The sequence below is a fragment of the Comamonas testosteroni TK102 genome, from assembly GCF_000739375.1.
Lineage (GTDB): Bacteria > Pseudomonadota > Gammaproteobacteria > Burkholderiales > Burkholderiaceae_C > Comamonas > Comamonas brasiliensis.
The window spans coordinates 4,150,984-4,177,152 of the sequence record NZ_CP006704.1; the positions used below are offsets into that span (position 1 = coordinate 4,150,984).

The window sequence follows — 26,169 nt, forward strand, 5'->3', positions numbered from 1 at the left end:
CAATCCGATAAATCGAAGAATTAGTCAAATGCCTTAAATGGCTTGCACGACCCATTGCCCGCCAACATTGGCAAGCTCACGGTCGCAGTGGAACTCGTCCACTTCGCTTTCATGCCCTGGCAGCACGCAGACCACCGTCTCGCCCTGCTGGCGCAATGCGGCAATGGCGGCAGCCACTTGCACGTCATCGCCCCAGGGAGCGCGAATGGCAGCCTTGAGCGGACGCTCGGGCACGACAGCCACCAGTTGTTTGATATCAAGACTGAAGCCGGCAGCGGGACGGTTGCGCCCGAACACTGCACCGACTTCGTCGTAACGGCCACCGCGCACCAGCGCATCGCTGCCGCCGGGCACATAGATGGCAAAGCGCGTACCGCTGTAGTAGGAGTAGCCACGCAGATCGGCCAGGTCGAAACTGACCTTGACGCCATCGAGTCGCTGCACCAGCCAGCGCAGATGTGACAGCACATTGCGCACGCCGGCAGTGCGATCCAGCAGCTTTTCAGCTTGATCGAGCACTTCCATGCCGCCGTACAGCTGCAGCAGCGCCATCAGGCCTTCACGCGAGGCCTCGGGGAAATCGCGGGTCAGCTGGGCTAGCTCGGTTGCGTCCTTGGAGGCCAGGGCCGCATGCACGCCTCGCAGCACCTGCTCGTCCACCATCACGCCGGCCAGCAGGCTGCGCACGATGCGCACGTCGGCCAGATCCACGATGACGTCCTTGACGCCCGCGCCCTTGAGGCAGTCCAGGGCCAGATGCAGGGCTTCGAGGTCGGCTTCCAGGCCTTCGTGACCATAGAGCTCGGCACCGAACTGGAACGGCTCACGCGTGGCACGCGGACGGTCGGGGCGTGCATGGACGACGGGGCCGCAGTAGCACAGACGGGTCACGCCCTTGCGATTGAGCAGATGCGCATCGATACGGGCCACCTGCTGCGTCATGTCGGCGCGCAGACCCATGGTGCGACCGGAGAGCTGGTCAATCAGTTTGGAGGTTTGAAGGGCAAGAGCTTCGCCTGTACCCGTCAGCAAGGACTCCAGATACTCCAGCATGGGTGGCATGACAAGTTCATAGCCATAGCTGCGCGCAGTATCGAGCAATCCTCGACGCAATTCTTCGATGTGCCGTGCCTCTGAGGGCAAAACATCGGCAATGTGATCCGGCAGGACCCAAGCAGACATGGAGAAATGGGGAGGCTGTTAAAAATGCGATTCTACCGGCTTTGCCAGCCCTGCCCAATTTGACCGCTAAGGCCTAGCCAGTATCGGCAGTATTCATAGCAGCATCAGCATGATGGCGCCTGCTGCGATACAGAGCAGTCCGCAAAAGCGCAGTTGTCCATCCCTGAGCTGCATCAGCTGGGTAAACAGCTGCCGCCACAACCCGGGCGCGAACAGCGGCAGCAAGCCTTCCAGCACCAGCAACAGGGCCAGCGCCAGGCCCAGTGTCTCCAGCCAATCCATTGCCATCCCCCCCAATAGGCAATGGCCCTCGAGGGGCCATTGCTTTCGTCGTTGTCAAAGCTATCGGAACTTGCGCAAAAGAGGAGGCGCAGCAGGCATTGCTATCGACAGAAAACCATGCCTGATCCGAACCTGCGCAAGCCTGGGCTTTTATTTGCCAGCGGCACCGCCATTGCGGTAGGTCTTGAAGAAGTCGCTTTGCGACGGGTCAAGCACCATCACGTCGCTCTTCTTGGAGAAGCTCTCCTTGTAAGCGTCCAGGCTGCGATAGAACTGCGCAAACTGCGGGTCCTTGCCAAAGGATTCTGCATAGACCCGTGCGGCTTCGGCATCGCCCTCGCCCTTGACCTTCTGGGCATCGCGGTAAGCATTGGCAATGATGACGTCGCGCTGACGATCGGCCTCGGCGCGGATCTTCTCACCTTCGGCGGCGCCCGTGGAGCGCAGTTCGTTGGCCACGCGCTTGCGCTCTGCCTCCATACGGCGGTAGACGGACTCGGTGATGGTCTCGGCGTAGTCCACGCGGGTGATACGCACATCGACGATGTCCACGCCCCAGGGCTTGGAGCCGCGCACGGTTTCCAGAACCTCACGCTTGACATCAGTCATCAGCCCTTCGCGCTTGGAAGACAGCAGCTCGCGCACGGTGCGGCGATTGATCTCTTCCTGGAAGGCATTGCGCACCACGCGGTTGAGCTGCATGGCACCGGCAGATTCATCCAGGCCCACGTTACGGATGTATTCCGAGGGCTCGGAAATGCGCCAGCGCACATACCAGTCAATGACCACACGCTGCTTCTCGGCGGTGAGCATGGGCTCGGTATCGGTGCTGTCGAGCGTCAGCAGACGCTTGTCGATATAGCGCACGTTCTGCAGCGGAGGCGGCAGCTTGAAGTTGAGCCCCGGCTCGGTGATCACTTCCTTGATCTGCCCCAGCGCATAGACCACACCGAACTGACGCTGATCAACCACGAACAGGGTGGAGCTCAGCAAGGCCAGCACCACGAGAATGCTGGTGACAAAAAATCCGATTCGATTCACTGCATTCTCTCCTAGCGTGCGTCACGGTCACGGCTGCGCGCATCGCGGCTGCGGGCGTCACCGGCGGGATTGGGAACTACACGTACGTTGGCTGGAGCCGAAGCGGCGCCGCCGGCAGCTGCATCACCCGACGCAGCAGGAGCAGCCGCATTGCCGGTCATGTTCTGCATGATCTTGTCCAGCGGCAGATACAGCAGATTGGAGCCCTGGCGCGACTCAACCAGAACCTTGGTCACATTGGTATAGACCTGCTGCATCGCGTCGATGTAGAGGCGGTCACGCGTGACCTGAGGGGCCTTCTGGTATTCGGAATACAGCGAGCTGAAGCGTCCTGCATCGCCCTGTGCCTGGGCCACGATCTTGGACTTGTAGCCCGCAGCCTCTTCACCCAGACGTGCGGCAGCACCCGCAGCACGCGGCACCACATCGTTGGCATAGGCCTGGGCTTCGTTCTTGGCGCGCTCGCGCTCCTGACCGGCCTTGAGCACATCGTCGAACGAGGCCTGCACCTGCTCGGGCGGACGCACGCCGCCCTGCTGCATATTGATGCCCACCACTTCAACGCCGATCTGGTAGCGGTCCAGAATGGTCTGCATCAGATCACGCACGCGTGGGGCAATCTGGTCGCGCTCCTCGGACAGGGCCGCATCCATCTTCATCTTGCCGACGACTTCGCGCACGGCGGACTCCGCCACCTGAACCACGGCCTCGGAGGGATTGCGGCTCTCGAACAGCCAGTCGCGCGCATTGCTCAGGCGGTACTGCACGGCAAACTTGATCTCGACGATGTTCTCGTCCTCGGTCAACATGGCCGATGCCCGCAATCCCGTGCCACGCACGATATTGTCGCTACCCACTTCGGCCGAGCGAATCTGCGAAACGTAGACCAGCTCATGCTTCTGGATGGGATAAGGCAGGCGCCAGTTGAAGCCGGCGCCCACGGTGCCCTTGTACTTGCCGAACTGCGTGATGACGGCCTGCTGGCCTTCCTGCACGATGAAGAAGCCCGTACCCAGCCAGATCAGCACGGCCACGCCGGCGATCAGGAAAATGCCCTTGCCGGGATTGAAAGGCTCGCCGGGCTGGCCGCCGCTGCGGCTCGGAGGCACGCCGCGGCCATTGCCGGAGCCTCCGCCGAACAGGCCGGAAAGCTTGCGGTTGAGGTCGCGCCACACCTCTTCCAGATCAGGCGGCTGGCCTTGCTGGGAAGAGGAAGGACGGGGACGTTGCTCGGGCGCGGGCGGCACCGGAGGACGCTCCCCTTCAGGTGCCGAGCTGTCCGGCTTGGAGCTATCTTCGTTGTTGTTGTCGCCACGACCCCAGCGCGGATCGTTCAAATTGAACATCCCGCGAATGCGTTGCGGCAGCATCGCCAGGCGATGGACGCGTTGTGAAAAATTCATGCGAGACGTCTCTGTGTTTTCAAAAAGACATGGACCATGGCAAGCATTGTGCCCAATAGGGACGCAAGCCCCTAGTATTGCGCGTCGTCATCAGGGGACATCCAGTACGTATCGTCCTGCCCCTCGACTTCTTCGCGTGCCGCCTCTTCACGTACCTGCAAAACCCGGTCAGCCAACATCTGCCGCAGCTGCGCAAGCCCCTGCCCCGAGCGAGCACTGACAAACACACGCGGCACCGGCACGCCATCGAGCTCATACATATCCTGCAGCACGGCAGGCTGACGCTCGGGCTCAATGGCATCCAGCTTGTTGAAAACCAGAATCTGGGGCACATCATCGGCCCCGATTTCACCCAGAACTTTTTGGACTTGTTGTATTTGTTCCGGGAATCCGGGGTTCGATGCATCCACGACATGCAGCAGCAGATCGGCGTCAATCGCCTCCTGCAAGGTGGCCTGGAAGGCATCCACCAGACCGTGCGGCAAGTCACGAATAAAACCGACGGTATCCGACAGGGAAACCGACTCCTCGGCCTCCGTGAGGTACATCTGCCGGGTGGTCGTATCCAGCGTGGCAAACAGCTGATCTGCGGCATAGGCGCGAGCCTTCACCATGGCATTGAACAGCGTGGATTTGCCGGCATTGGTATAGCCGACCAGGGAAATATTGAAAACTTCGCGACGCGAGCGCTGGCGTCTTTGCGTGGAACGCTGCTTCTTGACCTTTTTCAGGCGCTCCTTGGTGCGCTTGATGGCATCATCAATCATGCGGCGATCCAGCTCGATCTGCTTTTCACCGGGGCCGCCACGGCCACCGATACCGCCGGCCTGACGCTCCAGGTGGCTCCAGCGGCGCACCAGGCGCGTGCTGATGTACTGCAGACGAGCCAGCTCCACCTGCAGCTTGCCTTCATGGCTGCGCGCACGCTGGGCGAAGATTTCGAGAATCAGCATGGTCCGGTCGTTGACCGGCATCTGGATATGGCGCTCCAGATTGCGCTGCTGCGCCGGGCTCAGGGCCTGGTCGAACCAGACTTCCTTGGCGCCATGCATCTGGGCCAGCATGCGGATTTCATCCGCCTTGCCGCTGCCCACGAACAGCGCGGGATCGGGGGCTTTGCGCTTGCAGGTCAAGCGCGCCACGGGGTGCAAGCCAGCGGTCTGGGCCAGCAAGCCCAGCTCTTCCAGCTCGTCGTCGAAATGGGGAACACCAAAATCCACGCCCACCAGCAGCACTGGCGCAGACGCGGAACGTTCAAAGGATTCAGAACTCAAATACCTGTCCCGTAGGGTAAGAGCCGCGCCGGGCTGGCCGGCGGGCGTTGACGCAAGAAAGCTTAGGCAGCGGGGGCGTCGTTGTCAGCCGGCGTAGCGGCCGAGAAGTTCACGGCACGGCCGGGAACGATGGTGGAGATGGCGTGCTTGTAAACCATCTGGGTCACGGTGTTGCGCAGAAGCACCACGTATTGGTCGAACGACTCGATTTGGCCCTGCAGCTTGATGCCGTTGACCAGGTAGATGGAAACGGGCACATGTTCACGACGCAGTGCGTTCAGGAACGGATCTTGGAGGAGTTGACCTTTATTGCTCACGATATTCTCCGTGTTCGAAGAGTGTTGTTGTAAACCGACACATTACCACAGAGCCCGGGGGAAACAGCGAAAAGGGTTTTCCCCAGGCGCAAGCAGACTGCAATTAATCCTTGTCGGCGTAAGGATTATGAGAGGTTTTCAAGTCGATGCGCAACGGGGTGCCGACCAAATTGAACTCCTTGCGGAAACGACCTTCCAGGAAGCGCTTGTAGGCATCGGTGACCAGCTCCAGCGAATTGCCGTGGATCACGATGATGGGCGGGTTCATGCCGCCCTGGTGGGCATAGCGCATCTTGGGACGATAGGCCCCCACCTTCTTGGGCGTCTGGAACTGGATCGATTCCATCAGGATGCGTGTCAGCACCGGCGTAGGCATCTTGCAGGTGGCTGCACGATGGGCCTGGATGATGGATTTCCACAGCGGCTCGAGACCCTGGCGCTTCTGTGCCGAGATGAAGTGCAGCGGCGCGAACTTCAGAAAGGACAGGCGTGTCTCGATGGAGCGCTCCAGCATCTGGCGCTGGTAGTCATCGACGGCATCCCATTTGTTGATGGCCAGCACCACAGAGCGGCCGCTCTCCAGGATATAGCCGGCGATATGGGCGTCCTGGTCGGTCACGCCCTGCGTGGCATCGATCAGCAGCAGCACCACGTTGGCGCCTTCGATGGCCTGCAGCGTCTTGACCACCGAGAACTTCTCGATGGCTTCAAACACCTTGCCCTTGCGACGCAGGCCGGCGGTGTCGATCAGTTCGAACTTCTGGCCGTTGCGTTCGAAAGGCACGGTGATCGCATCGCGCGTGGTGCCGGGCATGTCGAAAGCCACCAGGCGCTCTTCACCCAGCCAGGTGTTGATCAGCGTGGACTTGCCGGCGTTGGGACGGCCCGCCACCGCCAGACGCACGGGCTTCTGGTCTTCCTCGCCAAAAGCTTCCTCTTCGGGCTCGGGCAGGTTCAGCAGACCCAGGGCTGCATCGACCAGGCTGCGCACACCCTGACCATGGGCTGCAGACACGGGCACGACCTCGCCAAGGCCCAGCTCATAGAACTCGGACAGCTGCGCACCATCCTTCATGCCTTCGGCCTTGTTGGCCACCAGCATGGTGGGCTTGCCCAGACGGCGCAGGTAGTTGCCGATCTCGTGATCCTGACCGGACAGACCGGCGCGCGCATCCAGCACGAAGATCACGACATCGGCTTCCGCCACGGCTTGCTGCGTCTGCTTGGCCATCTCCTTGAAGATGCCGCGCGACGCGTCCGGCTCGAAACCGCCCGTGTCGATGACGATGTACTCATGCTTGCCCTGACGGCCCTGGCCGTAATGGCGGTCACGCGTCAGCCCTGCAAAGTCGGCGACGATGGCATCCCTCGACTTCGTGAGTCGATTGAACAGCGTCGACTTGCCCACATTCGGGCGCCCTACCAGGGCAATAACTGGCTTCATTCCAAAAACAACCTATCAATCCGGCTTGAAGCCATACACAGTTCCGCTTCGGCTGACGACCACCAGAGTATTGGCGGCAACAACCGGGGAAGTGGCAACTCCTGCCTTGTCAGTTTCCAAACGGGCCAGTGCAGAGCCATCTTCACGCGAGAGCATATGCACCGTCCCCAAATCATCGGCCAGCACCACGGAGCGGCCCAGCACCAGAGGTGCCGTCAGCTTGCGGTACTGCAGCTTGTCGATGGACCACAGACGCTGACCGTCTGCACGATTCCATGCCTGTACCGTGCCATTGCTTTCGGCGCCGAACACAGCCTGCTCGTCACCGGCCACGCCATCGCTGCCCTTGGAGGTCTGCGTCCAGCGCACATTGGCCGTGCTCACATCCACGCAACCCACCGAGGCCTGGAAGGCACGTGCGCAGACGCTGCTGTCCACACGGCTTACGGGACCGACCAGATCCACCAGTCGCTCCACATCGTTGGTGCCGCGCGGTGCGGCCAGAGGCGCCATCCAGCGCACCGAGCCATTGTCGGGATCGACACCGGCCAGACGTCCGGACACGCCCACGACCAGATTATTACCAACGGCCTGCAAAACGCCGGGCTGGCGCAGAATAAGCGGTTCATTGCTGGGGCCTTCGACAGACCACAGCTCACGACCGGTGTTGGCATCGAAGGCCGCCAGCGAGCGGTCAGCGGCCATCACGAACACACGCCCACCGGCCACCAGGGGCGGTGTGTAGACGGCGGCGTTCAGATTGTTCTTCCACAGCTGCTTGCCTTCGGCAAACACCATGAGCTGGTTGCTGCGCGTGACCACCGCCGTGCGCTGGCCGTCGCTGCCCACACCGGTGGTCAGCGGCTCGCCCGCACTGAACTTGCCCAGCTGGCTGCCGGTATTGCCGTCCAGCGTGGTGACGCTGCCGTCCTTGGTGACCACGGTGACGGTATTGCCCTGCACCAGCGCAGGCATGGCCAGAGGCACTTCGCTGCCCAGCTTGGCGGACCAGGCCTGGTGCACGGCGATCTTGGCGGGGTTGGGCCCCAGATCCTGTGGCTTGGGCTTGTCCTTGCCGCCGAACATGGAGCAGGCAGCCAGCGACGCGGCCACTGCGGTCAGCACCAGCACGCGGGCTGCGGATTGCGCTGCGGGAGCAGCGGACTTCACTTGATGGGCAAAAGTCTTCAAGATTATTTCTCCGACGGCGTTGTCTTGACCAGGGTTGCGGTTTCAGGAGCCGCACCCAGCGCGTTCAGCTTGAACTCCACCAGGTGGCGGTAGTCCAGATCCTTGTCCAGTGCCTTGTAGGCCGCCTGGTACTGGGCAATCGCCTCAGCCGGCTTGCCCAGCGCGCCATACAGATCGCCGCGGCGGTCGGCCTGCAGACCGGCGTAGGACTCGGGCATGGACGCTTCCAGCACCTTCAGGCCTTCGTCATAGCTTTTTTGCTGCTCCAGCACCGAAGACAGGCGAATGCGGGCCAGGGCCTTGAAGCCTTCGTCGCCCTTCTCCGCCACCCAGCTCAGTTGCGCCTTGGCGTCATCGAACTTGCCGGCATCCACCGAGGCCTTGGCCATCAGCAAAGCCGTCTGGGCAGCCTGCGCAGTGCCTGCGTACTTGTCACGCAGCTCGCCGAAAGCCTGGTCGGCTCGGGCCGCATCCTTGGCCGTCAGGGCTTCGTCCACCGCGAACTCCAGGGCCGAGGCCTGAGTCGCCTGACGCTTTTGCCAGTACTGCCAGCCGTTCCAGCCAGCCAGTCCGAGAAAGACCACGACCAGCACGCTGGTGATCAGAGTCCCCCAGGAATTCCAGAAATGCTTGAGCTGCTCAATTTGCTCTTGTTCTTCAAGATCGAGATGGTTTGCCATGGCTACTTAGATTGAGTGGAACGCTGGTCAGAAAACGAGAAGCGGAAAATCAAACCGCCGATTTTAGGCTGCCGGCCCACAGGGCCACGTCCGCCAGAGCCTGCTGCAGCTGCTGGCCTTCGCCGTCGCGCAGCGACTTCACGGTCACCTTGCCCTGTGCCAGTTCGTCAGCGCCGAAGATCAGGGCGAAGCGCGCACCCGAGCCATCGGCCTTCTTGAACTGGGACTTCATCGAGCCCATGCCTTCGGCAGACCCGCCTGCGGCTGCGTGCATCTGCACCGCCACACCGGCGGCGCGCAGCTGCTGCACGGTCTTGAAGACCTGGGGCAGTGCCGAGGCATCGGGAATGATGGCGTAGACATCGGCTGCGGGCTGAGGAATCTCGGCACCCACCTCCTTGAGCACTTCGAGCACGCGCTCGACACCCATGCCCCAGCCCACGGCCGGTGCGGGCTTGCCGCCGATTTCCTCGATCAGGTAGTCGTAGCGACCGCCGCCGCAGATGGTGCCTTGCGAGCCCAGCTTGTCGGTAATGAACTCGAACACCGTGAGGTTGTAGTAGTCCATGCCGCGCACCAGGCGCGGGTTCAGGCTCCATGCCACACCGTTGGCATCCAGAATCTCCTGCACGGCCTTCAGATGCGCCTTGGAGGCATCCCCGAGATAGTCCATCAGCTTGGGCGCTGCGTTGACCATGTCCTGCATGGCCGGATTCTTGGTATCCAGCACGCGCAGCGGATTGCTGTACATGCGGCGCTTGGCCTCCTCGTCCATCACCTCGGTGTGCTGCTCGAAGTAGGCGATCAGGGCCGCGCGATGCGCCTTGCGTTCCTCGGGCTGGCCCAGGCTGTTGAGCTCCAGGCGCACGCCATCGATGCCCAGCTCCTTCCACAGCTGCGCAGCCAGCAGAATCACCTCGGCATCCAGCTCGGGGCCGGCAAAGCCCATGGCTTCCACACCGACCTGATGGAACTGGCGATAGCGGCCGCGCTGGGGACGTTCGTGGCGGAACATCTGCCCGATGTAGAACAGGCGCTTGCCGCCTTCGTAGAGCAGATTGTTTTCCACCACCGAGCGCACCACGCCGGCCGTGCCTTCGGGGCGCAGGGTCAGGTGCTCGCCGTTGAGCTTGTCTTCGAAGGAGTACATCTCCTTCTCGACGATATCGGTCACCTCGCCCAGGCCGCGCACAAACAAGGCCGTGGGCTCGACGATGGGAGTGCGGATATTGCGATAGGCAAAGCGCCCCATCAGATCGCGCACCTTGGCTTCAAACCATTCCCAGCGCGCCGAGTCGGGAGGGAGGATGTCGTTCATGCCTTTGACGGCAGTCAGTTTTTCGTTCTTGGCCACGTGAAGTCTCACACTTGGGCTACTAGCAAAACAAGAGCAAATTGCGCTTGGCAACTATGCCTTTTAACTAGAAACCTAATTCAAATCCATACAGATAGTGCGCAAGCAGCTATCAATTCCAAAGTACCGGCTCGCCGGCATTGTGCCAGCAAGCGCAATCACCACCCGCATGACGGGACGCTGCGAGCGCCTGAGCCGCTCAGGCCTTCTGGCCGTAGCGGCGCTGCACATATTCCAGCACCAGGGTCTGGAACTCCTCGGCGATATGTTCGCCGCGCAGCGTCAAGGCTTTCTCGCCGTCGATGAACACCGGCGCCGCAGGCGCTTCGCCATTGCCGGGCAGGCTGATGCCGATATCGGCATGCTTGCTCTCGCCGGGGCCGTTGACGATGCAACCCATCACGGCCACCTTCATGGCTTCCACGCCGGGGAACTGGGTACGCCAGACCGGCATTTCGCCACGCAGGAAATCGTCGATCTTCTTGGCCAGCTCCTGGAAGGTGGTGCTGGTGGTGCGGCCGCAGCCCGGGCAGGCAGTGACGCTGGGCACGAACACGCGCAGACCCAGGGCCTGCAGAATTTCGGAGGCCACCACGACTTCCTGCGTGCGTGCTTCACCGGGCTGGGGCGTGAGCGAGACGCGAATCGTGTCGCCAATGCCCTCCTGCAGCAGCACCGACAGCGCAGCGGTGGATGCCACCGTGCCCTTGGTGCCCATGCCGGCCTCGGTCAGGCCCAGATGCAGCGCATAGTCGCAGCGGCGCGCCAGCTCGCGATAGACCGAGATCAGATCCTGCACACCGCTGACCTTGCAGGACAGGATGATGTTGTCGGGGTTCAGGCCGATATTCCTGGCCAGCTCGGCCGAGCTGATGGCCGAGGTGATCAGCGCCTCGTACATGACCTGGCGCGTCTCCCAGGGCCTCTCGCGACGGCTGTTCTGATCCATCAGATCGGCCATGATTTCCTGGTCCAGCGAGCCCCAGTTCACGCCGATGCGCACGGCCTTGTCGTATTTGGCCGCAATCTCGATCATCTGACCGAACTGCTTGTCCTTCTTGTCGCCCTTGCCCACGTTGCCGGGGTTGATGCGGTACTTGGACAGCGCCTGGGCGCAGTCGGGGTAGTCGGTCAGCAGACGGTGGCCGTTGTAGTGGAAGTCCCCGACCAACGGCACATACTCGCCCATGCGATCGAGCTGCTCGCGGATATAGGGCACGGCTGCCGCCGCCTCGGGCGTGTTCACCGTGATGCGCACCATCTCCGAGCCGGCCTGGGCCAGCTGACGCACCTGGATGGCAGTCTCCACCGCATCCACGGTGTCGGTATTGGTCATGGACTGCACGCGCACGGGCGCATCGCCCCCCACGGTGACCACGTTGTTGCGCCACACCACACGGGCCTGGCGCGATTTGCGCGGCAGCGGGCTGGCGATGGCTATCGCCTGGCTGAGCTGCTGCGAACTTTGAGAATCTTGCACTCTTGTTTACCTCGAACGGTTACTTCACCTCGAAGCGAGCCACATTGTCGCGTGTGCTCGAGATATCGAAGGGTTCGCCACGAACCGTCACCTGCGTGCCCTTGGCGTTGCCCACAATCACCGACAGGGGCAACTGGCCTTCGGCAGTCGCAGATTCATCCTTGGACAGGGTCTTTTCCAGCACCACCTTGCCGGCCGCGTCCTTGACCTTGACCCAGGACTGACCGGTATTCACCTTCAGCACCAGCAGGCCGCCAGCGCCGGATGCGGGCGTGGCTGCCTCGGCAGCCGGTGTGGCTGCCTGGGCCGCAGCGGCAGGGGCGGCCCCGGCAGCCGCGCCCGTCACGCCGGCAGTCGCAGCAGCCGTCACGGACTCGGTCGACGCAGCCGCTGTCGCGGCCGATCCGCCTTGCGCAGCCTCCTCGGCCTGGGCCGCGGGCTCCGTCACAGGAGCGCCCATCACGGCCGCCTCGCCAGACTCCGCCTGGGCGGGCATCTGGGCCTGGACATCTGCCGTATCGGCGCCGTCAATCACCTGATGAAAGGGAACAAAGTACACGGCAGCCGCTGCCGCCAGCAGAATCAACACACCTGCCGCGATCTTGCGCGAGCTGCTGTTGCCGGAGTCCAGCGATGTCCCCGTGACCTTGAAGCTGCTGCGCACCTTCACGGCCTCGTTGATGCCGGGGCCCGTGTTGGCCAGGCTTTTGATCTCGGTGCGCGGCAGCAGGGCCAGCACCGGATCGGCCTCGATATGCAAAGTCCGGCACATGCCCATGGCCAGGGCACGCATGAACACATGATCGGGAAAGGCCGCGTAGTCATCAGCCTCCAGCGCTTCCAGCTTGCGCTGCGGCACCTTCAATGTTGCCGCCATCACGGGCAGCTGCATGCGGGCCGCTTCCCGCGCCTGACGCAACAAGGCCCCCGCCGTGGTCTGTGCCGGAGTTGGCGCCTGCTCTTCGCTTTGCATAGTTTCCTCTTCCACCGCAGCCTCACTCATTGAAAGCTCCGCGCTCATAGGCCAGCCACTGACGCGATTGAGGAAAACGCTCGCGCAGCTGATCGGCCTGTTGACGCGCTCCAATGTCGTCGTGCAATGCCCTGTCTATTTTGATTGCCAGCCAGAGGCTTTCTGCGCTGGCCTGATTGCTATTGTTATTCAAGCGCCGGATGTAGAACTGCGCTTTTTTCAGATCACCCTTGAGCCAGAGCACATTCGCCAGGTTGTAGCCCGTAGCGGCGTTGCCCACGTCCATCTCGTAGGCGCGGAACATGTTCTGGTAGGCCTGCTCCAGCTGGCCTGCCTGCTGGTAGCACATGCCCTTGGCCAGCAGGGTCTTGGGCTGCTCGCGATAGCCCGGCGCCTGCAAGGCCCTGTCAAACCATTGCTGGGCTACATCGAAATGCTTTTGCTGACATTGCATCCAGCCGTAGTTGTGAATCTGGTTGCCGTCGCGCGGATTGAGGTCCACGGCCTTGCGCATGGCGACCTCGGCCTGTGCCCAGTCCTGGTTCTGCATGAGGATCAGGCCCAGCAGACCGTATGCATCGGCGTAATCGGGCTTGGCAGCCAAGGCCTGGCCGACCTCATCCATGGCCACGTCCAGGCGCCCGGCCTGAAAGTAGTTGGCTGCCAGTTCCAGACGGATCTGCGCACGGCGATTGGCATCTGCGACCTGGGTTGCCCCCGTGCTGACCACGGAAGCCTGGGGAACGGACGTAGAGGAAGTGGTGGTGGTCGTCGTCGAGGTACAGCCCACAAGTGCCGCGACCGCAACCGGTACCCCCCACCGGGCCAACAAGCCCCAATGTCGCCAAACCGGTCGCTGTGCCACTGCCCTCATTGATTGTCCTTTATTCAAAGCTCCGTCAAGACACCTGCTTGAGCGGGATGGTGCGCTGCTTGGCCATACGCTCGGCAGCGCGGGTTCTATCCTTGACGTCACCAGCCAGCTGACCGCAGGCCGCGTCGATATCGTCGCCACGGGTCTTGCGCACCGTGGTCACGATGCCGGCATTGCTGAGCATGGCGGCAAATTCGGTCACGCGCGCCGCCGACGAGCGCAGCAGCCCCGAGGCCGGGAAGGGATTGAATGGAATCAGATTGAACTTGCACCAGCTCTTGCCGTCGCCGCGCGCGCGCACCAACTCTATCAGCTGACGCGCATGCTCCGGCTGATCATTAACGCCGTCGAGCATGCAATATTCAAAGGTGATGAAGTCGCGCGGTGCAAACTCCAGATAGCGCTCGCAGGCATCCAGCAGCTCGGCAATCGGGTATTTCCTGTTCAGCGGCACCAGGTTGTCGCGCAGCGGATCGTTGGGCGCATGCAGGGAAACGGCCAGCGCCACGGCGCAGTCCTGCGACAGGCGGTCCATCATGGGCACCACGCCGGAGGTGGACACCGTTACGCGGCGGCGCGACAGGCCGTAGCCATGGTCGTCCAGCATCACGCGCAGGGCGGGCACCAGCGCACTGTAGTTCTGCAGCGGCTCGCCCATGCCCATCATCACCACGTTGGAGATGATGCGATCTTCGGTACCGAAACGCTTGCGCAGCGAATGCTCGGCATACCAGAGCTGGGCAAGGATTTCGCCAGTATCGAGGTTGCGGCTGAAGCCCTGATGCCCCGTCGAGCAAAAGCGGCAGCCCACGGCGCAACCGGCCTGGGACGAGACACACAGCGTGCCACGGTCGTCCTCGGGAATGAAAACGGATTCGACGGCATTGCCGTCACCCACATCGAACAGCCACTTCACGGTGCCATCGGCAGAGACATGCTCGGTCACCACAGGCAAAGCGGTAATGTGGGCCCGGCTCTTGAGCTTTTCGCGCAGGGACTTGGCCAGATCGGTCATCTGGTCGAAATCGGATGCGCCACGCTGGTGAATCCAGCGGAACAGCTGCGTCGCACGGAAACGCTTCTCCCCGAGCTGCTCGCAATAAGCGGTCAGTCCTTCGAGGTCAAAATCAAGCAAATTAGTAGTCATATCGGCATGTGGCGAGGCGTCTTGCGAACGGTGTTTGCCACGCCGTGGCCAGCATCTTCAAGTGCTGACACCGGCTTCGCCCAGGCGAAGCGCTGGCGTCAGCGAGAGCATGCTGTAAAGCTAGCGTGGATTAACGCGAGTACACGTTCATGCCGGGGAAGAAGAAGGCAACTTCCACAGCAGCGGTTTCAGCAGCGTCGGAGCCGTGCACGGCGTTGGCGTCGATGCTGTCGGCGAAGTCGGCGCGGATGGTGCCCTTCTCGGCCTTCTTGGGGTCGGTGGCGCCCATCAGTTCACGGTTCTTCAGGATGGCGTTCTCGCCTTCCAGAGCTTGAATCATCACGGGGCCGGAGACCATGAAGTCCACCAGATCCTTGAAGAAAGGACGGGCAGCGTGCACAGCGTAGAACTGCTCGGCTTCGCCGCGCGACAGGTGCACCAGCTTGGCAGCCACGATCTTCAGGCCAGCAGCTTCGAAGCGGGCGTAGATTTGGCCGATCACGTTCTTGGCAACTGCGTCGGGCTTGATGATGGAGAGGGTACGTTCGATAGCCATGATGATTATTTCCTAATCAGGGTTACTATGGGTTTTTGCCGAAAAAGCAAAACAGTTGATTTTAGCGGTGCCACCATAGACCTTGAAGTCCAGACAGCACTCAAATCCTTACGGACGCCTTTTTAGCGACCGCCGCGGCGACCGCCACCACCGCCGCCACCAGGGCGACGCTTGGCGTTCTGACGGGCACGCGACAGGCTGTCGCTGCCGATATAGCCCACCGAGGTGCGCATGGGGTCGGGCTGACCGCCCCCCTGCGAGCGGCCCGCGCCACCGGAGCGGCCGCCGGACTTGTTGCGTGGGTTGTCACCCAGCATGCCGCTAGGTGCCGGACGATTGCCGTCCCACTCGCCACGGCGCTGACCACCGCCTTCACGACGACCCTGGGGTGCGCGATCGGCATTCATGCCATTGCCGCGACCGCCGCTGCGGTTGTTGCGGCCGCCACGGTTGTTGGCACCACGGGCGCCACTGTTGTTGCGCTCGACGGGAGCACGCTCCTTGACGCCGGCTGCCGACATCAGCGCCTGGATATCGGCCTGATCGAGCTCCACCCAGGCGCCGCGCTTGAGACCGCGCGGCAGCATCATGGCGCCATAGCGAATGCGGATCAGACGGCTGACGGCATGGCCCACGGCCTCGAACATGCGACGCACTTCGCGGTTGCGACCTTCGGAGATGGTCACGCGGTACCAGCAGTTGGCACCTTCGCCGCCGCCATCTTCCACGGCACCAAAGCTGGCTTCGCCGTCCTCGAGCTGCACGCCGTCCAGCAGACGCTGCTTTTCTTCCTTGCTCAGCGCGCCCAGCACGCGGGCCGCGTATTCACGCTCCAGGCCGAAGCGGGGGTGCATCAGCGAGTTCGCCAGCTCTCCCGAGCTGGTGAACAGCAGCAGACCTTCGGTGTTCAGGTCCAGGCGCCCCACCGACTGCCACTTGCCATGCTGCAGCTTGGGCAGCTTGCGGAACACCGTGGGGCGGTTCTGCGGATCGTCATGCGTCACCACTTCGCCCACGGGCTTGTGATAGGCAATCACGCGTGCGGGAGGCGGGTCGATACGGAAGCGAATGGGCTGGCCATTGACCTTGACGATATCGCCGAACTGAATGCGCTGGCCGACGTGGGCAGGCTCGTTGTTGACCGAGATGCGCCCTTCCAGGATCAGCTGTTCCATCTCCAGGCGCGAACCCATGCCGGCCTGGGCCAGCACCTTGTGGAGCTTGGGAGAATCAACCTGGGGCGCAAGCACGCGCTTGGCGGGCATGGCGCTGCCGTTCTCTTCCTCGTCGTCGAAGTCGCCCGAGATCACATCGGCAAAGTCGATGTTCTGACCCTTGCGCCCCTTGGACCCATGAGGAGTTGCAACGCTCTCCACAGCCACTTCGGCAACGACGGCATCTGCTGCGTCATGGTCATGGTCATGGTCATGGTCATGGTCCTGGGACTGCGCCTCCTGCTCGGCCACGGGCTGAACCAGCTCCTCGACGGCCACGGCTTCTTCGGCACGCGGCTTGGTCACACGCTTGCGCGCTGGCTTGGCCTCGGCAGCAGCGTCCTTTTTGACGCCGGCACGCTTGCGCGGTGCAGCTGGCTTCTTGGCCTCGGCGGCATCCTTGGCACCATCGGCCTTGGCTGCGCGGGGCTTGCGAGTCTTCTTGACCGGCTCGGCTTCGGGCGAAGCGGCTGCGGACTCGGGCATCGGGTTCGATGTCTCGTTGTTCATTCCAGTTTTCCTTCGGGGATGACGCCATCGTCACCCTCCACAATTCGTTGTTCTGCCGACCCGACAGCATCGTCGGCCCGCGCTTTCGTCTTTGCGTCCTCGGCCTCGTCGTCGTCGCTGCCGTAGTCATCCTCGAGAAACGCCTTCAGGCCCACCCACTCGGTACGTCCGGTTTTCTTGGCCGCCGGTTTGGGCTCCGGCTCTGCCGCCTTGGCAGTCCTGGCGGGCCTGGCCGCCTTGGGCTTGCTCACGGACGGCGGCTCCTCGGTCGGCCCTGGCTCCGAATCCGGCAACTCAGTCGCTATCTCTTCAGTAGCAGCTTGCGCAATACCAACCTGCGTTTGCTCCGGATATGACTCCAACTCCGGTGCATCAGCCTCGGGCTGAAGCTCCGACACAAGCGCTGCAGGCGCTTGCGCCACGGGGTCGACATCGGTATCCGGCAGCTCCTGCGCGCCATCCTCCTCATCCGGGGCACGCAGGATCTCACTCTCCGCCGCATCGGACTCTGTCACCGCGTCTGCCGGCTCTGCGGCCTCCACGCCCTCCTGGAGCTTGGGCTCCTCGGCACCGGCCTCCGGCACCGCGGCTGGTTCACCCTCATCCCCATCCAGCGCCTTGAACAGGCTTTGCTGGGCCTGGGTTTCCTCCAGCATGGGCAGCTGATCCAGCGACTGCAGACCCAGATCATCGAGAAACTGGCGCGTGGTGGCGAACAGCGCGGGCCGCCCCACGGTTTCACGGTGGCCGATGACCTCGATCCAGCCCCGGTCTTCCAGCTGCTTGATGATCAGGCTGTTCACGGTAACGCCGCGAATATCCTCGATATCACCCCGCGTGACCGGCTGACGGTAGGCAATGATGGCCAGCGTCTCCAGCGTCGCCCGCGTGTACTTGGGCGGCTTCTCGGGGTGAAGCTTGTCCAGGTAGACGCGCATTTCGGGCCGGCTCTGAAAACGCCAGCCAGAAGCCACCTGCACCAGTTCCACGCCCTTGAGGGCCCAGTCCTTTTGCAGGTCCAGCAGCAAATCCTTCACCGTGTCCGAGCCCAGCACATCATCAAAAAGTGAGCGCAATTCCCGCAGCGTCACAGGCTGTGGGGCACAAATCAATGCTGTTTCAAGAACCCGCTTGGCATCTACCGTATTCATGGGCGCAGCGTTTCGGGAGCGGCTGTCGCACCGACTGCGGTGGGACGCCTGATTCTAAGAAGAGAGGGAAGCGCCCCAAAGATGCCATGCGAGTGATGGTCAGAGGCTTTCCGGCAGATTGTAACGCAGACCCCATAAATCCAGTGCACCGGCCATGTCTTGTGGCAGCGGTGCATGGTGGACCAGCGGCTTTTTCGTCACAGGGTGCTCGAAGGCCAGTCTGAAGGCATGCAGCGCCTGGCGCTCCAGCCCGCCCTCGGGCTGACCACCATACAGCGTATCGGCAATCAGCGGATGGCCTAGCGAAGCCATATGCACCCGGATCTGGTGCGTGCGACCGGTGTGCAACGTGCAGCGCACCAGGCTGTGCGCGGCATCGCCATCGAGCAGATCGAAATCGGTACGCGCCTGCTTGCCAGGGTGCAGATTCAGGTCCACCACCGCCATGCGCAGGCGGTTGCGCGGATCGCGGCCGATCGGCGCATCGACCTCGCGGCGCTTGCGGCTGCCCCATTGCTTGTGGGCAAGCGCCAGATACTGGCGGCTCACCTCACGTGCAGCGATCATCTTGATGAGCGCATCCATGGTGCTGCGATTGCGCGCCACCACCATCAAGCCGCTGGTGTCCTTGTCCAGCCGGTGAACAATGCCGGCACGCGGCACCTGACGCGCTTTCTCGTCACGCGCCAGCAGGCCGTTGAGCAGTGTGCCGGTCCAGTTGCCGGGTGCCGGATGCACCACCAGACCCGCAGGCTTGTTGATGACCAGCAGATCCTCGTCCTCATAGACCACCTGCAGATCCATGGCCTCGGGCTGAAAGGCCATGCTCTGCTGGGTGGGCCGCATTTCCACGCGCAGGCGGTCGCCCACGGCCACCTTGACCGAGGGCTTGAGCAGAACCTTGCCGTTGAGCGTGACCGCACCATCGGCCAGCAACTGCTGCAGATAGCTGCGCGAAAACTCGGACACCCCCAGCGCCAGCACCTTGTCCACACGCTGGCCATGATGCTCGGCGGCGACCGTGAGTTCGCGGTTCTCGATCTCGGCTGAGGCAATGCCGTCTTCGGCTGCCTCGTCCCAGCTCTGCTCGACCGCGTCAGAAGGCACAAGCCCCTGCGGGGCAGGGGCTTGTGCGGCTTGCTTGCGTTGCGAGGCCATGCTCAACGCGAGGGCAGATAGCGCGAGGGATCGACAGGCTTGCCCTGGCGACGCACCTCGAAGTGCAGCTTGACACGATCGGCATCGGTGCTGCCCATCTCGGCGATCTTCTGACCCTTCTTCACGGCCTGATCTTCCTTGACCAGCAGCGACTGGTTGTGGGCGTAAGCGGTCAGATAGGTGTTGTTGTGCTTGAGGATGATGAGGTTGCCATAGCCACGCAGGCCGGCACCGGCATACACCACACGACCATCGGCCGCAGCCAGCACGGGATCTCCGGCCTTGCCGCTGATGTCGTAGCCCTTGTTGCGCTGCTCGTCAAAGCCGGCAATCAGCGAGCCGCTGGCGGGCCAGATGAAGTTCACATCATCGGCTCCCTTGGCAACAGGCGCAGGGCTGGTTGCAGGTGTGGGCGGTGTAGCAGGCGCGGGCGTTGCGGTCGCCGCCGGGGCAGTCACGGGTGCAGTCGTCGCGGCGCTGCCACCACCCACGAAGACGGGCGCGACACCGCGGCCCGAGCCGGACGATGCGGCGGGCGTGTCACGTCCTGGCGGCACCACGCGCACCACCTGGCCGACTTCGATCACGTTGGGATTGTCCAGATTGCTCCAGCGAGCAATGTCCTTCCAGCTCTGGCCGTGCTCCAGACCAATCCTGATCAGAGTGTCGCCAGGCTTGATGGTGTAGTAACCGGGTTTGCCGGCATTTTCAGCGCCGGGCAGCGACTTGACGTCCACAGTTGAAGACGAGGAGGCCGACTGTCCGCGATCCTCCACAGGAGCCCTGTTTGCCTGGGCAGCACAACCGGCCAGGATGACACCTGCCAGCACAGCCGTTCCCCATGCACCAAGACTTCGCGATACCAACATAAGCTATTCCCTTCTAGGCGATCCCCGATTTTAGAGGGACAAAGTTGACTGCTTCCAAAACTGTCTGCGTAAAACCGTGTGAACTCTTGTCAATCACCAACAGTGCCTGCTTACCCGCGCCAACCACGACCGGAGCCACCAGACGTCCGCCCACTGCCAGCTGATCGCACCACTCCTGCGGCACCACATCGCCGCCGGCAGCGGAGATGATGCCCGCATAGGGCGCGCCACTGGCAAAACCCACCATGCCGTCACCGAGGATCAGATGCACATTGGACAGGCGCATGGGACGCAGATGGCTGCGCGCCTTCTCGTGCAGGCCACGCAGCCGCTCTATCGAATAAACCTCTTTGGTGAGCATGGACAGCACGGCGGCCTGATAGCCGCAACCGGTGCCGATCTCCAGCACGCGACCTTGTCCGTTGCGGGCCGCGTCGGAGTCGAGCAGCAGCTCGATCATGCGGGCCACGATGCTGGGCTTGGAGATGGTCTGACCCAGGCCGATAGGCAGGCTGGTGTCTTCATAGGCCTGGTTGACCAGAGCACTGTCGACAAAGCGATGACGCTCCACCGTGGCCATGGCCTGCAGCACGGCGGGGTTGCTGACGCCGGCCGCACCGATGCGCTGTGCCATGCGGGAGCGCACCGTGGAGGAATCCAGACCCACCCCCACGGGCGAAGCGGCCACACGCAAGGGATTGAGGGGCTTGGGAGCAACAGGCGGCCGCGCCGCGCTGGCACCCGTCTGCACGGAACGTGCAATCCAGCCCGGCACCTGAGGCGGACGACGCTCGCTCACGATGCCGCCGTCGGTGTGGTGGACGAGCCTGCCAGCTTGCTGGCTGTCTGCGCCCAATAGCCCAGGTTTTCATGATCGGTCAGATCGACCTTGAGCGGCGTCATGGACACATGGCCATGGGCCGTGGCATGAAAATCCGTGCCTTCGGAATCATCCTTGGCAGCGCCGGCGCTGCCGATCCAGTACATGGTCTCGCCGCGCGGGCTTTGCTGCCGAATGGCCTGCTCGGCCGCATGGCGGCGCCCCAGGCGGCACAGCTTGACGCTTTTGAGTGCATCGAGCGGCATATTGGGGATGTTCACATTGAGCAGCCATGGCAGGACACCAATCAGTTGCTGGGACTGCATCTCCTGGACCATCTGACGCGCCGTGGCAGCCGCCGCCTCGAGCTCTGCCCAGCCCTTGTCCACCTGCGAGAAGGCAATCGACGGAATGCCGAACAGATAGCCTTCCATGGCCGCTCCCACGGTGCCCGAGTAAATCGTGTCGTCGCCCATATTGGCGCCGTTGTTGATGCCAGAGACGACCAGATCAGGCCGGTAGCCCAGCAAGCCGGTCAGCGCGATATGCACGCAGTCTGCGGGCGTGCCGTTCACGTAGCGAAAGCCGTTATAGGCCTGGTGCACATACAGCGGCGCGTTCAGCGTCAACGCATTGGACTTGGCGCTGTTGTTGTGCTCGGGCGCCACCACTTCGACGTCTGCCACGGTGCGCAGCGCATCGTGCAAAGCCACGATGCCTGGGGCCTGGAAGCCGTCGTCATTGCAAATAAGAATCTTCATGGATGAGGCGGATTGTAGGCGGCTCCAGGGTCACGACAGAGACACGCGGCATTCGTACCACACTTCTATCATCTGCAAGCCGATTCCCCCCAATCTCACCTCAAGAAGATCAGGAGACAAGATATGCACGCATGGCTTTGCACCACCCCCACCGGCGTCGAGACCCTGAAATGGACCGAACAGCCCACACCGCAGCCCGGTCCCGGCCAGGTGCTGCTGGAAGTCAAGGCTGCCAGCCTGAATTTTCCCGATCTGCTGATCGTGCAGAACAAATACCAGATCAAGCCGGCCCTGCCCTTTGTGCCGGGCTCGGAATACGCCGGCGTGGTGCAGGCCGTGGGCGAAGGCGTCAAACATCTCAAGGTGGGCCAGCATGTGGCCTGTCTTTCGGGCACGGGCGGGTTCGCCACGCATACGCTGGCACCTGCCGCCATGTGCATGCCGCTTCCGGTCGACTTCCCCTTTGTCGATGCCGCCGCCTTCATCATGACCTATGCCACCTCCCACCATGCGCTGATCGACCGCGGCCAGCTCAAGGCCGGCGAGACCGTGCTCGTGCTGGGCGCCGCGGGCGGCGTTGGCACGGCAGCCATACAGATTGCCAAGGCGGCCGGTGCACGGGTGATTGCAGCGGCCTCCACCGACGACAAATGCGCGCTGTGCAAGGCGCAAGGTGCGGACCTCACCATCAACTACAGCCAGGGCGATCTGCGGGAAGCCATCAAGGCCGCGACCGACGGCAAGGGTCCCGACGTGATCTACGATCCCGTGGGAGGCGAGTTCGCCGAGCCTGCCTTCCGCTCCATTGCCTGGCGCGGCCGCTATCTGATCATCGGCTTTGCCTCCGGCCCCATCCCCTCGCTGCCGCTGAACCTGCCTTTGCTCAAGGGCGCTTCCCTGGTCGGCGTGTTCTGGGGCGACTTCGCCAAGCGCGAGCCTCAGAACAATGCAGCCATGATGCAGGAGCTGTCTCAATGGTGGGCCCAAGGCAGGATCAAGCCCGTGATCGACCGCACCATGCCCATGAGCGAGCTCTTCGCCGCCTACGAGCGCATGGGCTCGCGCCAGGTACAGGGCAAGCTGGTGCTGGTCAACGCGTAAAGCTGCGGTAAACCGCGGCGATGCCTGTGGAGTCGGGGAGATACTTCCAGCCCACTGGCTACAAAACCCCACACCACAGCATCGCCATGTTTTCTCGTCTCTACACGCCCGCCCCGGAGCGCCGGCGCTTTCTGATTGCCTCCAGCCTTGCCACGGCCGTGGGCGCCCTGCCAGCCTGGGCCCGTGCCACGGAATCGCTGGCCCACAACCCGTTCACCCTGGGGGTGGCCAGTGGCGATCCGGAGCCCGACAACATCCTGATCTGGACGCGGCTGACAGCGCCTCTGGACTATCTGGGCACAGCGGCCGCGCCAGACCTGGCAGCACAGACCGTGCATTGGGAAGTGGCCCATGATGCCCAGTTCCGCCAGGCCGTGGCCCATGGGCAGATCCAGGCCAGGGCCGAATGGGGTCATGCCGTCCATGTGCAGGTCAACGGCCTCAACCCTGACCGCTGGTATTTCTACCGCTTCCGCTGTGGCGACGCCTTCAGCACCACCGCACGCTGCCGCACCGCCCCGGCGGCCGGAGCCGATGTGCGCAAGCTGCGCCTGGCCGTGGCCTCCTGCCAGCGCTGGGAGCATGGCTTCTACAGCGCCTGGGCCGATGCCGCCCAGGCCTCGCCCGATCTGGTGCTGTTTGTCGGCGACTACATCTATGAATATGCGCAACCGGCCAAGCCCGATGGACTGGCGCGTGCGCAGCCGCTGCGTACCGCCCAGACCTTGCAGGACTACCGCGACCGCTATGCACTGCACAAGAGCGACCCCCACCTGCAGGCCGCCCATGCCGTGTGCAACTGGTCGGTCATCTGGGACGATCACGAGGTTGAGAACGACTATGTGGCCCAGTACGGACGTGGGGACAGCGCTCACTTTTTAGCAAGACGCATGGCGGCCTGGCAGGCTTTTTACGAAAACATGCCGCTGCGTGACGGCGCATTGCAGCGCAACTTTCAAGGCCTGGCGCTGTACCGCAGTCTGCAGTGGGGCAAGCTGGCCAGGCTGCATCTGCTGGACGGCCGCCAATACCGCGATCTGCAGGCCTGCCGCCCCGAGGGCAAGGCCAGCACCGGCACCGTGGATCCGGCCGAATGCCCTGCCCTGCAAGATCCGGCACGCAGCTTCCTGGGCTGGGATCAGGAGCGCTGGCTGGCCCGGCAGTTGCAGGATGATGCTCGCCAGAGAGCCGAGGCCACCCGCTGGAGCACCGTGGTGCAGACCACCTTGTTCGCGGCCCGCAAGCATCCCAATGGCCGGCAGTCGACCGACAGCTGGGACGGCTACCCTCAGGCCCGCCAGCGCCTGGTGCGCCAGATTGCCGAGAGCCAGCCACGCAACAGCGTGCTGCTCGGCGGAGACATTCACCAGAACTATGTCTGCGCCATTGCAGCCCAGGCCGACCAGGCTCCGGACAAGGCCAATCCGGTGATTGCCAGCGAATTCTGCGGCACCTCCATCAGCTCGCACAGCGGCACGACACAGGCCAGGGTCGATGCCATCGTGGCCCACAACCCCCAGGTGGTTTTCGCACGCTGCGAGGAGCGCGGCTACAGCCTCGTGGAGATCACGCCACAGTCCATGAGCACGGAGCTGCGCGCCGTGAGCAACCCGCTCCAGGCCGACAGCAGTCTCTATACGCTGGCACGCTTTGTGGTGGGAGATCGCCGCCCCGGCCCTGTGAAGATCGCCTGATGCGCTGCGGCATACTCGGGTCATGCAAAACACACAGGCCTCGAGACCCGAAATTCCCCTGTGGCGCGGTACGGCGGCAACCCTGCTGATTGCGGGATTGCTCGCAGGCTGCGGCCTGCCGCCCATGCCGGATCGCACTGCCACACAGGCGCTGAGTGCCGAACAGGCCTTGCAAACCCGGCTCGGCCAGGCTCTGGAGCCGCTGCAGCAGGCACATCCGGGGCAAAGCGGCATTCACATGCTGGCCGATGCCCATGACGCCTATGCGGCCCGCGCCCTGCTGGCCCGAGCCGCGCAGCGCACCCTCGATGTGCAGTACTACATCTGGCGCAACGACACCACAGGCCATTTGCTGCTCGATGAACTGCTGCTCGCGGCAGACCGAGGCGTGCGCGTGCGCCTGCTGCTTGACGATGGCGGCACCGGCGGCATGGACGCCATGCTGGCAGCCCTGGACCAGCATCCGCAGATCGAGGTGAGGCTGTTCAACCCCTTCGCTTTGCGCACACCCAAGGTGATCGGCTATGTGACGGACTTCGCGCGCACCCAGCGGCGCATGCACAACAAGAGCTACACGGCCGACTCCGTCGCCACCATCGTGGGCGGACGCAATATCGGCGACGAGTACTTTGCCGCCTCCGATGGCGTGCTGTTCGCCGACCTCGATGTGGTGGCCACAGGCTCGGTGGTGAGCGAGGTGGCAGCGGAATTCGACCGTTACTGGAACAGCCCCTCGGCCTACCCGGCAGCCAGCCTGCTGCCCGCCATGCCGCAGCAGGCCGTGGACAAGGTCTATGCAGGCCTGCACGCCGATGTGAACCGCCCGGAATCCCAGGCCTATGTGCAGGCCGTGGGCCGCAGCCGCTTCAGCACCGACTTGCTGGCGGGTCGACTGCCGCTGCAATGGGCCGAGACCACCCTGGTCAGCGACGACCCGGCCAAGGTCCTGCGCGAAGCCGCGCCCGAGGACTTGCTGCTGTCCCAGCTCCAGCCGGTGATTGGCAAGCCGCAGCAGTTGCTGGAAGTGGTATCGCCCTATTTCGTGCCCACCCGGGCCGGAGTCGACGCCTTTGGACTGCTGCGCCAGCAAGGCGTGCGGGTGCGCATTCTGACCAACAGTCTGGAGGCCACCGATGTGGCCGTAGTGCACGCAGGCTACGAGAAATACCGCAAGCCGCTGCTGAAAATGGGCGTGGAACTCTACGAGATGCGCCGCCAGATCGATCTGCGCAGCCAGCCCGCAGCCAGCGGGCCGGACAGGACGCCAAGGAGCGAGCCTGCTGAAAAGACGCCCAAGCGCGAAGCCCCGTCACCTGCCGCACTGAGCGGCAGCTCTGCCACCACGGGCAGCTCGGGCGCCAGCCTGCATGCCAAGACCTTCGCGGTGGACGGCCAGCAGCTCTTTGTCGGCTCCTTCAACTTCGATCCGCGCTCGGCCATGCTCAATACCGAAATGGGCGTGGTCATCAAAGACCCGGCCCTGAGCCAGCAGGTCAGCACCAGCCTGGATCAGCATCTGCCGCGCATGGCCTACAAGGTGCAACTGGACGCACAGGGCAGGCTGAGCTGGACGGGCCAGAATCCGCAGCCGCCCCATGAAACCCAGGTCTTCAGTGCGGACCCCGGCACCAGTTGGTGGCAACGCTTCATGGTGCGGGTGCTGAGCTGGCTGCCCATCGAAGGGCTTTTGTAG

General features: G+C 63.2%; 24 protein-coding genes. 3 read left to right on the top strand and 21 right to left on the bottom strand.

Features of this window, described 5'->3' with window-relative positions:
• Positions 1–33: 33 nt before the first annotated feature.
• From O987_RS18755 to surE, 21 genes are all read right to left on the bottom strand, one after another.
• On the bottom strand, positions 34–1,182 hold the full coding sequence (locus O987_RS18755; RefSeq protein WP_003053335.1) for an ATP phosphoribosyltransferase regulatory subunit: 1,149 nt from the start codon (positions 1,180–1,182) through the stop codon (positions 34–36).
• A 93-nt stretch (positions 1,183–1,275) separates the two neighbouring features.
• A complete protein-coding gene (locus tag O987_RS18760) occupies positions 1,276–1,464 on the bottom strand; it encodes a DUF2065 family protein (protein WP_003053334.1) in 189 nt (62 codons plus the stop codon).
• A 150-nt stretch (positions 1,465–1,614) separates the two neighbouring features.
• Positions 1,615–2,505: a protease modulator HflC gene (gene hflC / locus O987_RS18765; RefSeq protein WP_003053333.1), complete on the bottom strand. Its 891-nt coding sequence runs from the start codon at positions 2,503–2,505 to the stop codon at positions 1,615–1,617.
• 11 nt (positions 2,506–2,516) lie between these two features.
• The gene (gene hflK, locus O987_RS18770; protein ID WP_043373995.1) at positions 2,517–3,908 is read right to left on the bottom strand and encodes an FtsH protease activity modulator HflK; all 1,392 of its coding nucleotides are present in this window, start codon (positions 3,906–3,908) and stop codon (positions 2,517–2,519) included.
• Positions 3,909–3,979: 71 nt separating this feature from the next.
• Complete coding sequence (gene hflX, locus O987_RS18775) at positions 3,980–5,143, bottom strand: GTPase HflX (protein ID WP_003053330.1); 1,164 nt, start codon at positions 5,141–5,143, stop codon at positions 3,980–3,982.
• A gap of 101 nt (positions 5,144–5,244) precedes the next feature.
• Positions 5,245–5,499, bottom strand: a complete 255-nt coding sequence (hfq, locus tag O987_RS18780; protein WP_003053328.1) for an RNA chaperone Hfq — start codon at positions 5,497–5,499, stop codon at positions 5,245–5,247.
• Between the two features lie 103 nt (positions 5,500–5,602).
• The gene (der, locus tag O987_RS18785; protein ID WP_043373998.1) at positions 5,603–6,943 is read right to left on the bottom strand and encodes a ribosome biogenesis GTPase Der; all 1,341 of its coding nucleotides are present in this window, start codon (positions 6,941–6,943) and stop codon (positions 5,603–5,605) included.
• Positions 6,944–6,958: 15 nt separating this feature from the next.
• Positions 6,959–8,134, bottom strand: a complete 1,176-nt coding sequence (bamB, locus tag O987_RS18790) for an outer membrane protein assembly factor BamB (RefSeq protein ID WP_003053324.1) — start codon at positions 8,132–8,134, stop codon at positions 6,959–6,961.
• 2 nt (positions 8,135–8,136) lie between these two features.
• On the bottom strand, positions 8,137–8,814 hold the full coding sequence (locus O987_RS18795; protein WP_003053322.1) for a YfgM family protein: 678 nt from the start codon (positions 8,812–8,814) through the stop codon (positions 8,137–8,139).
• Positions 8,815–8,863: 49 nt separating this feature from the next.
• Complete coding sequence (gene hisS / locus O987_RS18800; protein WP_216594959.1) at positions 8,864–10,132, bottom strand: histidine--tRNA ligase; 1,269 nt, start codon at positions 10,130–10,132, stop codon at positions 8,864–8,866.
• 235 nt (positions 10,133–10,367) lie between these two features.
• Complete coding sequence (ispG, locus tag O987_RS18805) at positions 10,368–11,648, bottom strand: flavodoxin-dependent (E)-4-hydroxy-3-methylbut-2-enyl-diphosphate synthase (protein WP_003053320.1); 1,281 nt, start codon at positions 11,646–11,648, stop codon at positions 10,368–10,370.
• 19 nt (positions 11,649–11,667) lie between these two features.
• Positions 11,668–12,651, bottom strand: coding sequence for a helix-turn-helix domain-containing protein (locus O987_RS18810; protein WP_043374004.1), 984 nt, complete (start codon positions 12,649–12,651; stop codon positions 11,668–11,670).
• Entirely contained in the window at positions 12,644–13,495 is an 852-nt protein-coding gene (pilW, locus tag O987_RS18815) for a type IV pilus biogenesis/stability protein PilW (RefSeq protein ID WP_003053318.1), read from the bottom strand. The genes O987_RS18810 and pilW overlap by 8 nt, the downstream gene beginning before the upstream one ends.
• Positions 13,496–13,520: 25 nt before the next feature.
• A complete protein-coding gene (gene rlmN / locus O987_RS18820; protein ID WP_043374006.1) occupies positions 13,521–14,642 on the bottom strand; it encodes a 23S rRNA (adenine(2503)-C(2))-methyltransferase RlmN in 1,122 nt (373 codons plus the stop codon).
• 130 nt (positions 14,643–14,772) lie between these two features.
• Positions 14,773–15,198, bottom strand: coding sequence for a nucleoside-diphosphate kinase (ndk, locus tag O987_RS18825; RefSeq protein WP_003053316.1), 426 nt, complete (start codon positions 15,196–15,198; stop codon positions 14,773–14,775).
• Positions 15,199–15,320: 122 nt separating this feature from the next.
• Positions 15,321–16,922: a pseudouridine synthase gene (locus O987_RS18830; protein WP_043374008.1), complete on the bottom strand. Its 1,602-nt coding sequence runs from the start codon at positions 16,920–16,922 to the stop codon at positions 15,321–15,323.
• Positions 16,919–18,073, bottom strand: coding sequence for an SMC-Scp complex subunit ScpB (gene scpB, locus O987_RS29870; protein ID WP_003053313.1), 1,155 nt, complete (start codon positions 18,071–18,073; stop codon positions 16,919–16,921). Before scpB ends, O987_RS18830 begins: the two co-directional genes overlap by 4 nt.
• A 99-nt stretch (positions 18,074–18,172) precedes the next feature.
• Positions 18,173–19,231, bottom strand: a complete 1,059-nt coding sequence (locus O987_RS18840; protein WP_043374011.1) for an RluA family pseudouridine synthase — start codon at positions 19,229–19,231, stop codon at positions 18,173–18,175.
• Positions 19,232–19,233: 2 nt separating this feature from the next.
• Positions 19,234–20,100, bottom strand: coding sequence for a peptidoglycan DD-metalloendopeptidase family protein (locus tag O987_RS18845; protein WP_043374014.1), 867 nt, complete (start codon positions 20,098–20,100; stop codon positions 19,234–19,236).
• A 13-nt stretch (positions 20,101–20,113) separates the two neighbouring features.
• Entirely contained in the window at positions 20,114–20,899 is a 786-nt protein-coding gene (locus O987_RS18850) for a protein-L-isoaspartate(D-aspartate) O-methyltransferase (RefSeq protein WP_003053306.1), read from the bottom strand.
• Positions 20,896–21,681, bottom strand: coding sequence for a 5'/3'-nucleotidase SurE (surE, locus tag O987_RS18855; protein WP_003053304.1), 786 nt, complete (start codon positions 21,679–21,681; stop codon positions 20,896–20,898). Before surE ends, O987_RS18850 begins: the two co-directional genes overlap by 4 nt.
• Before the next feature lie 123 nt (positions 21,682–21,804).
• Here surE and O987_RS18860 point away from each other — a divergent pair, with 123 nt between their 5' ends.
• From O987_RS18860 to O987_RS18870, 3 genes are all read left to right on the top strand, one after another.
• Entirely contained in the window at positions 21,805–22,782 is a 978-nt protein-coding gene (locus O987_RS18860; protein ID WP_003053302.1) for an NADPH:quinone oxidoreductase family protein, read from the top strand.
• Positions 22,783–22,868: 86 nt separating this feature from the next.
• Positions 22,869–24,476: an alkaline phosphatase D family protein gene (locus O987_RS18865; RefSeq protein WP_043374018.1), complete on the top strand. Its 1,608-nt coding sequence runs from the start codon at positions 22,869–22,871 to the stop codon at positions 24,474–24,476.
• 22 nt (positions 24,477–24,498) lie between these two features.
• Entirely contained in the window at positions 24,499–26,169 is a 1,671-nt protein-coding gene (locus O987_RS18870) for a phospholipase D family protein (protein ID WP_003053298.1), read from the top strand.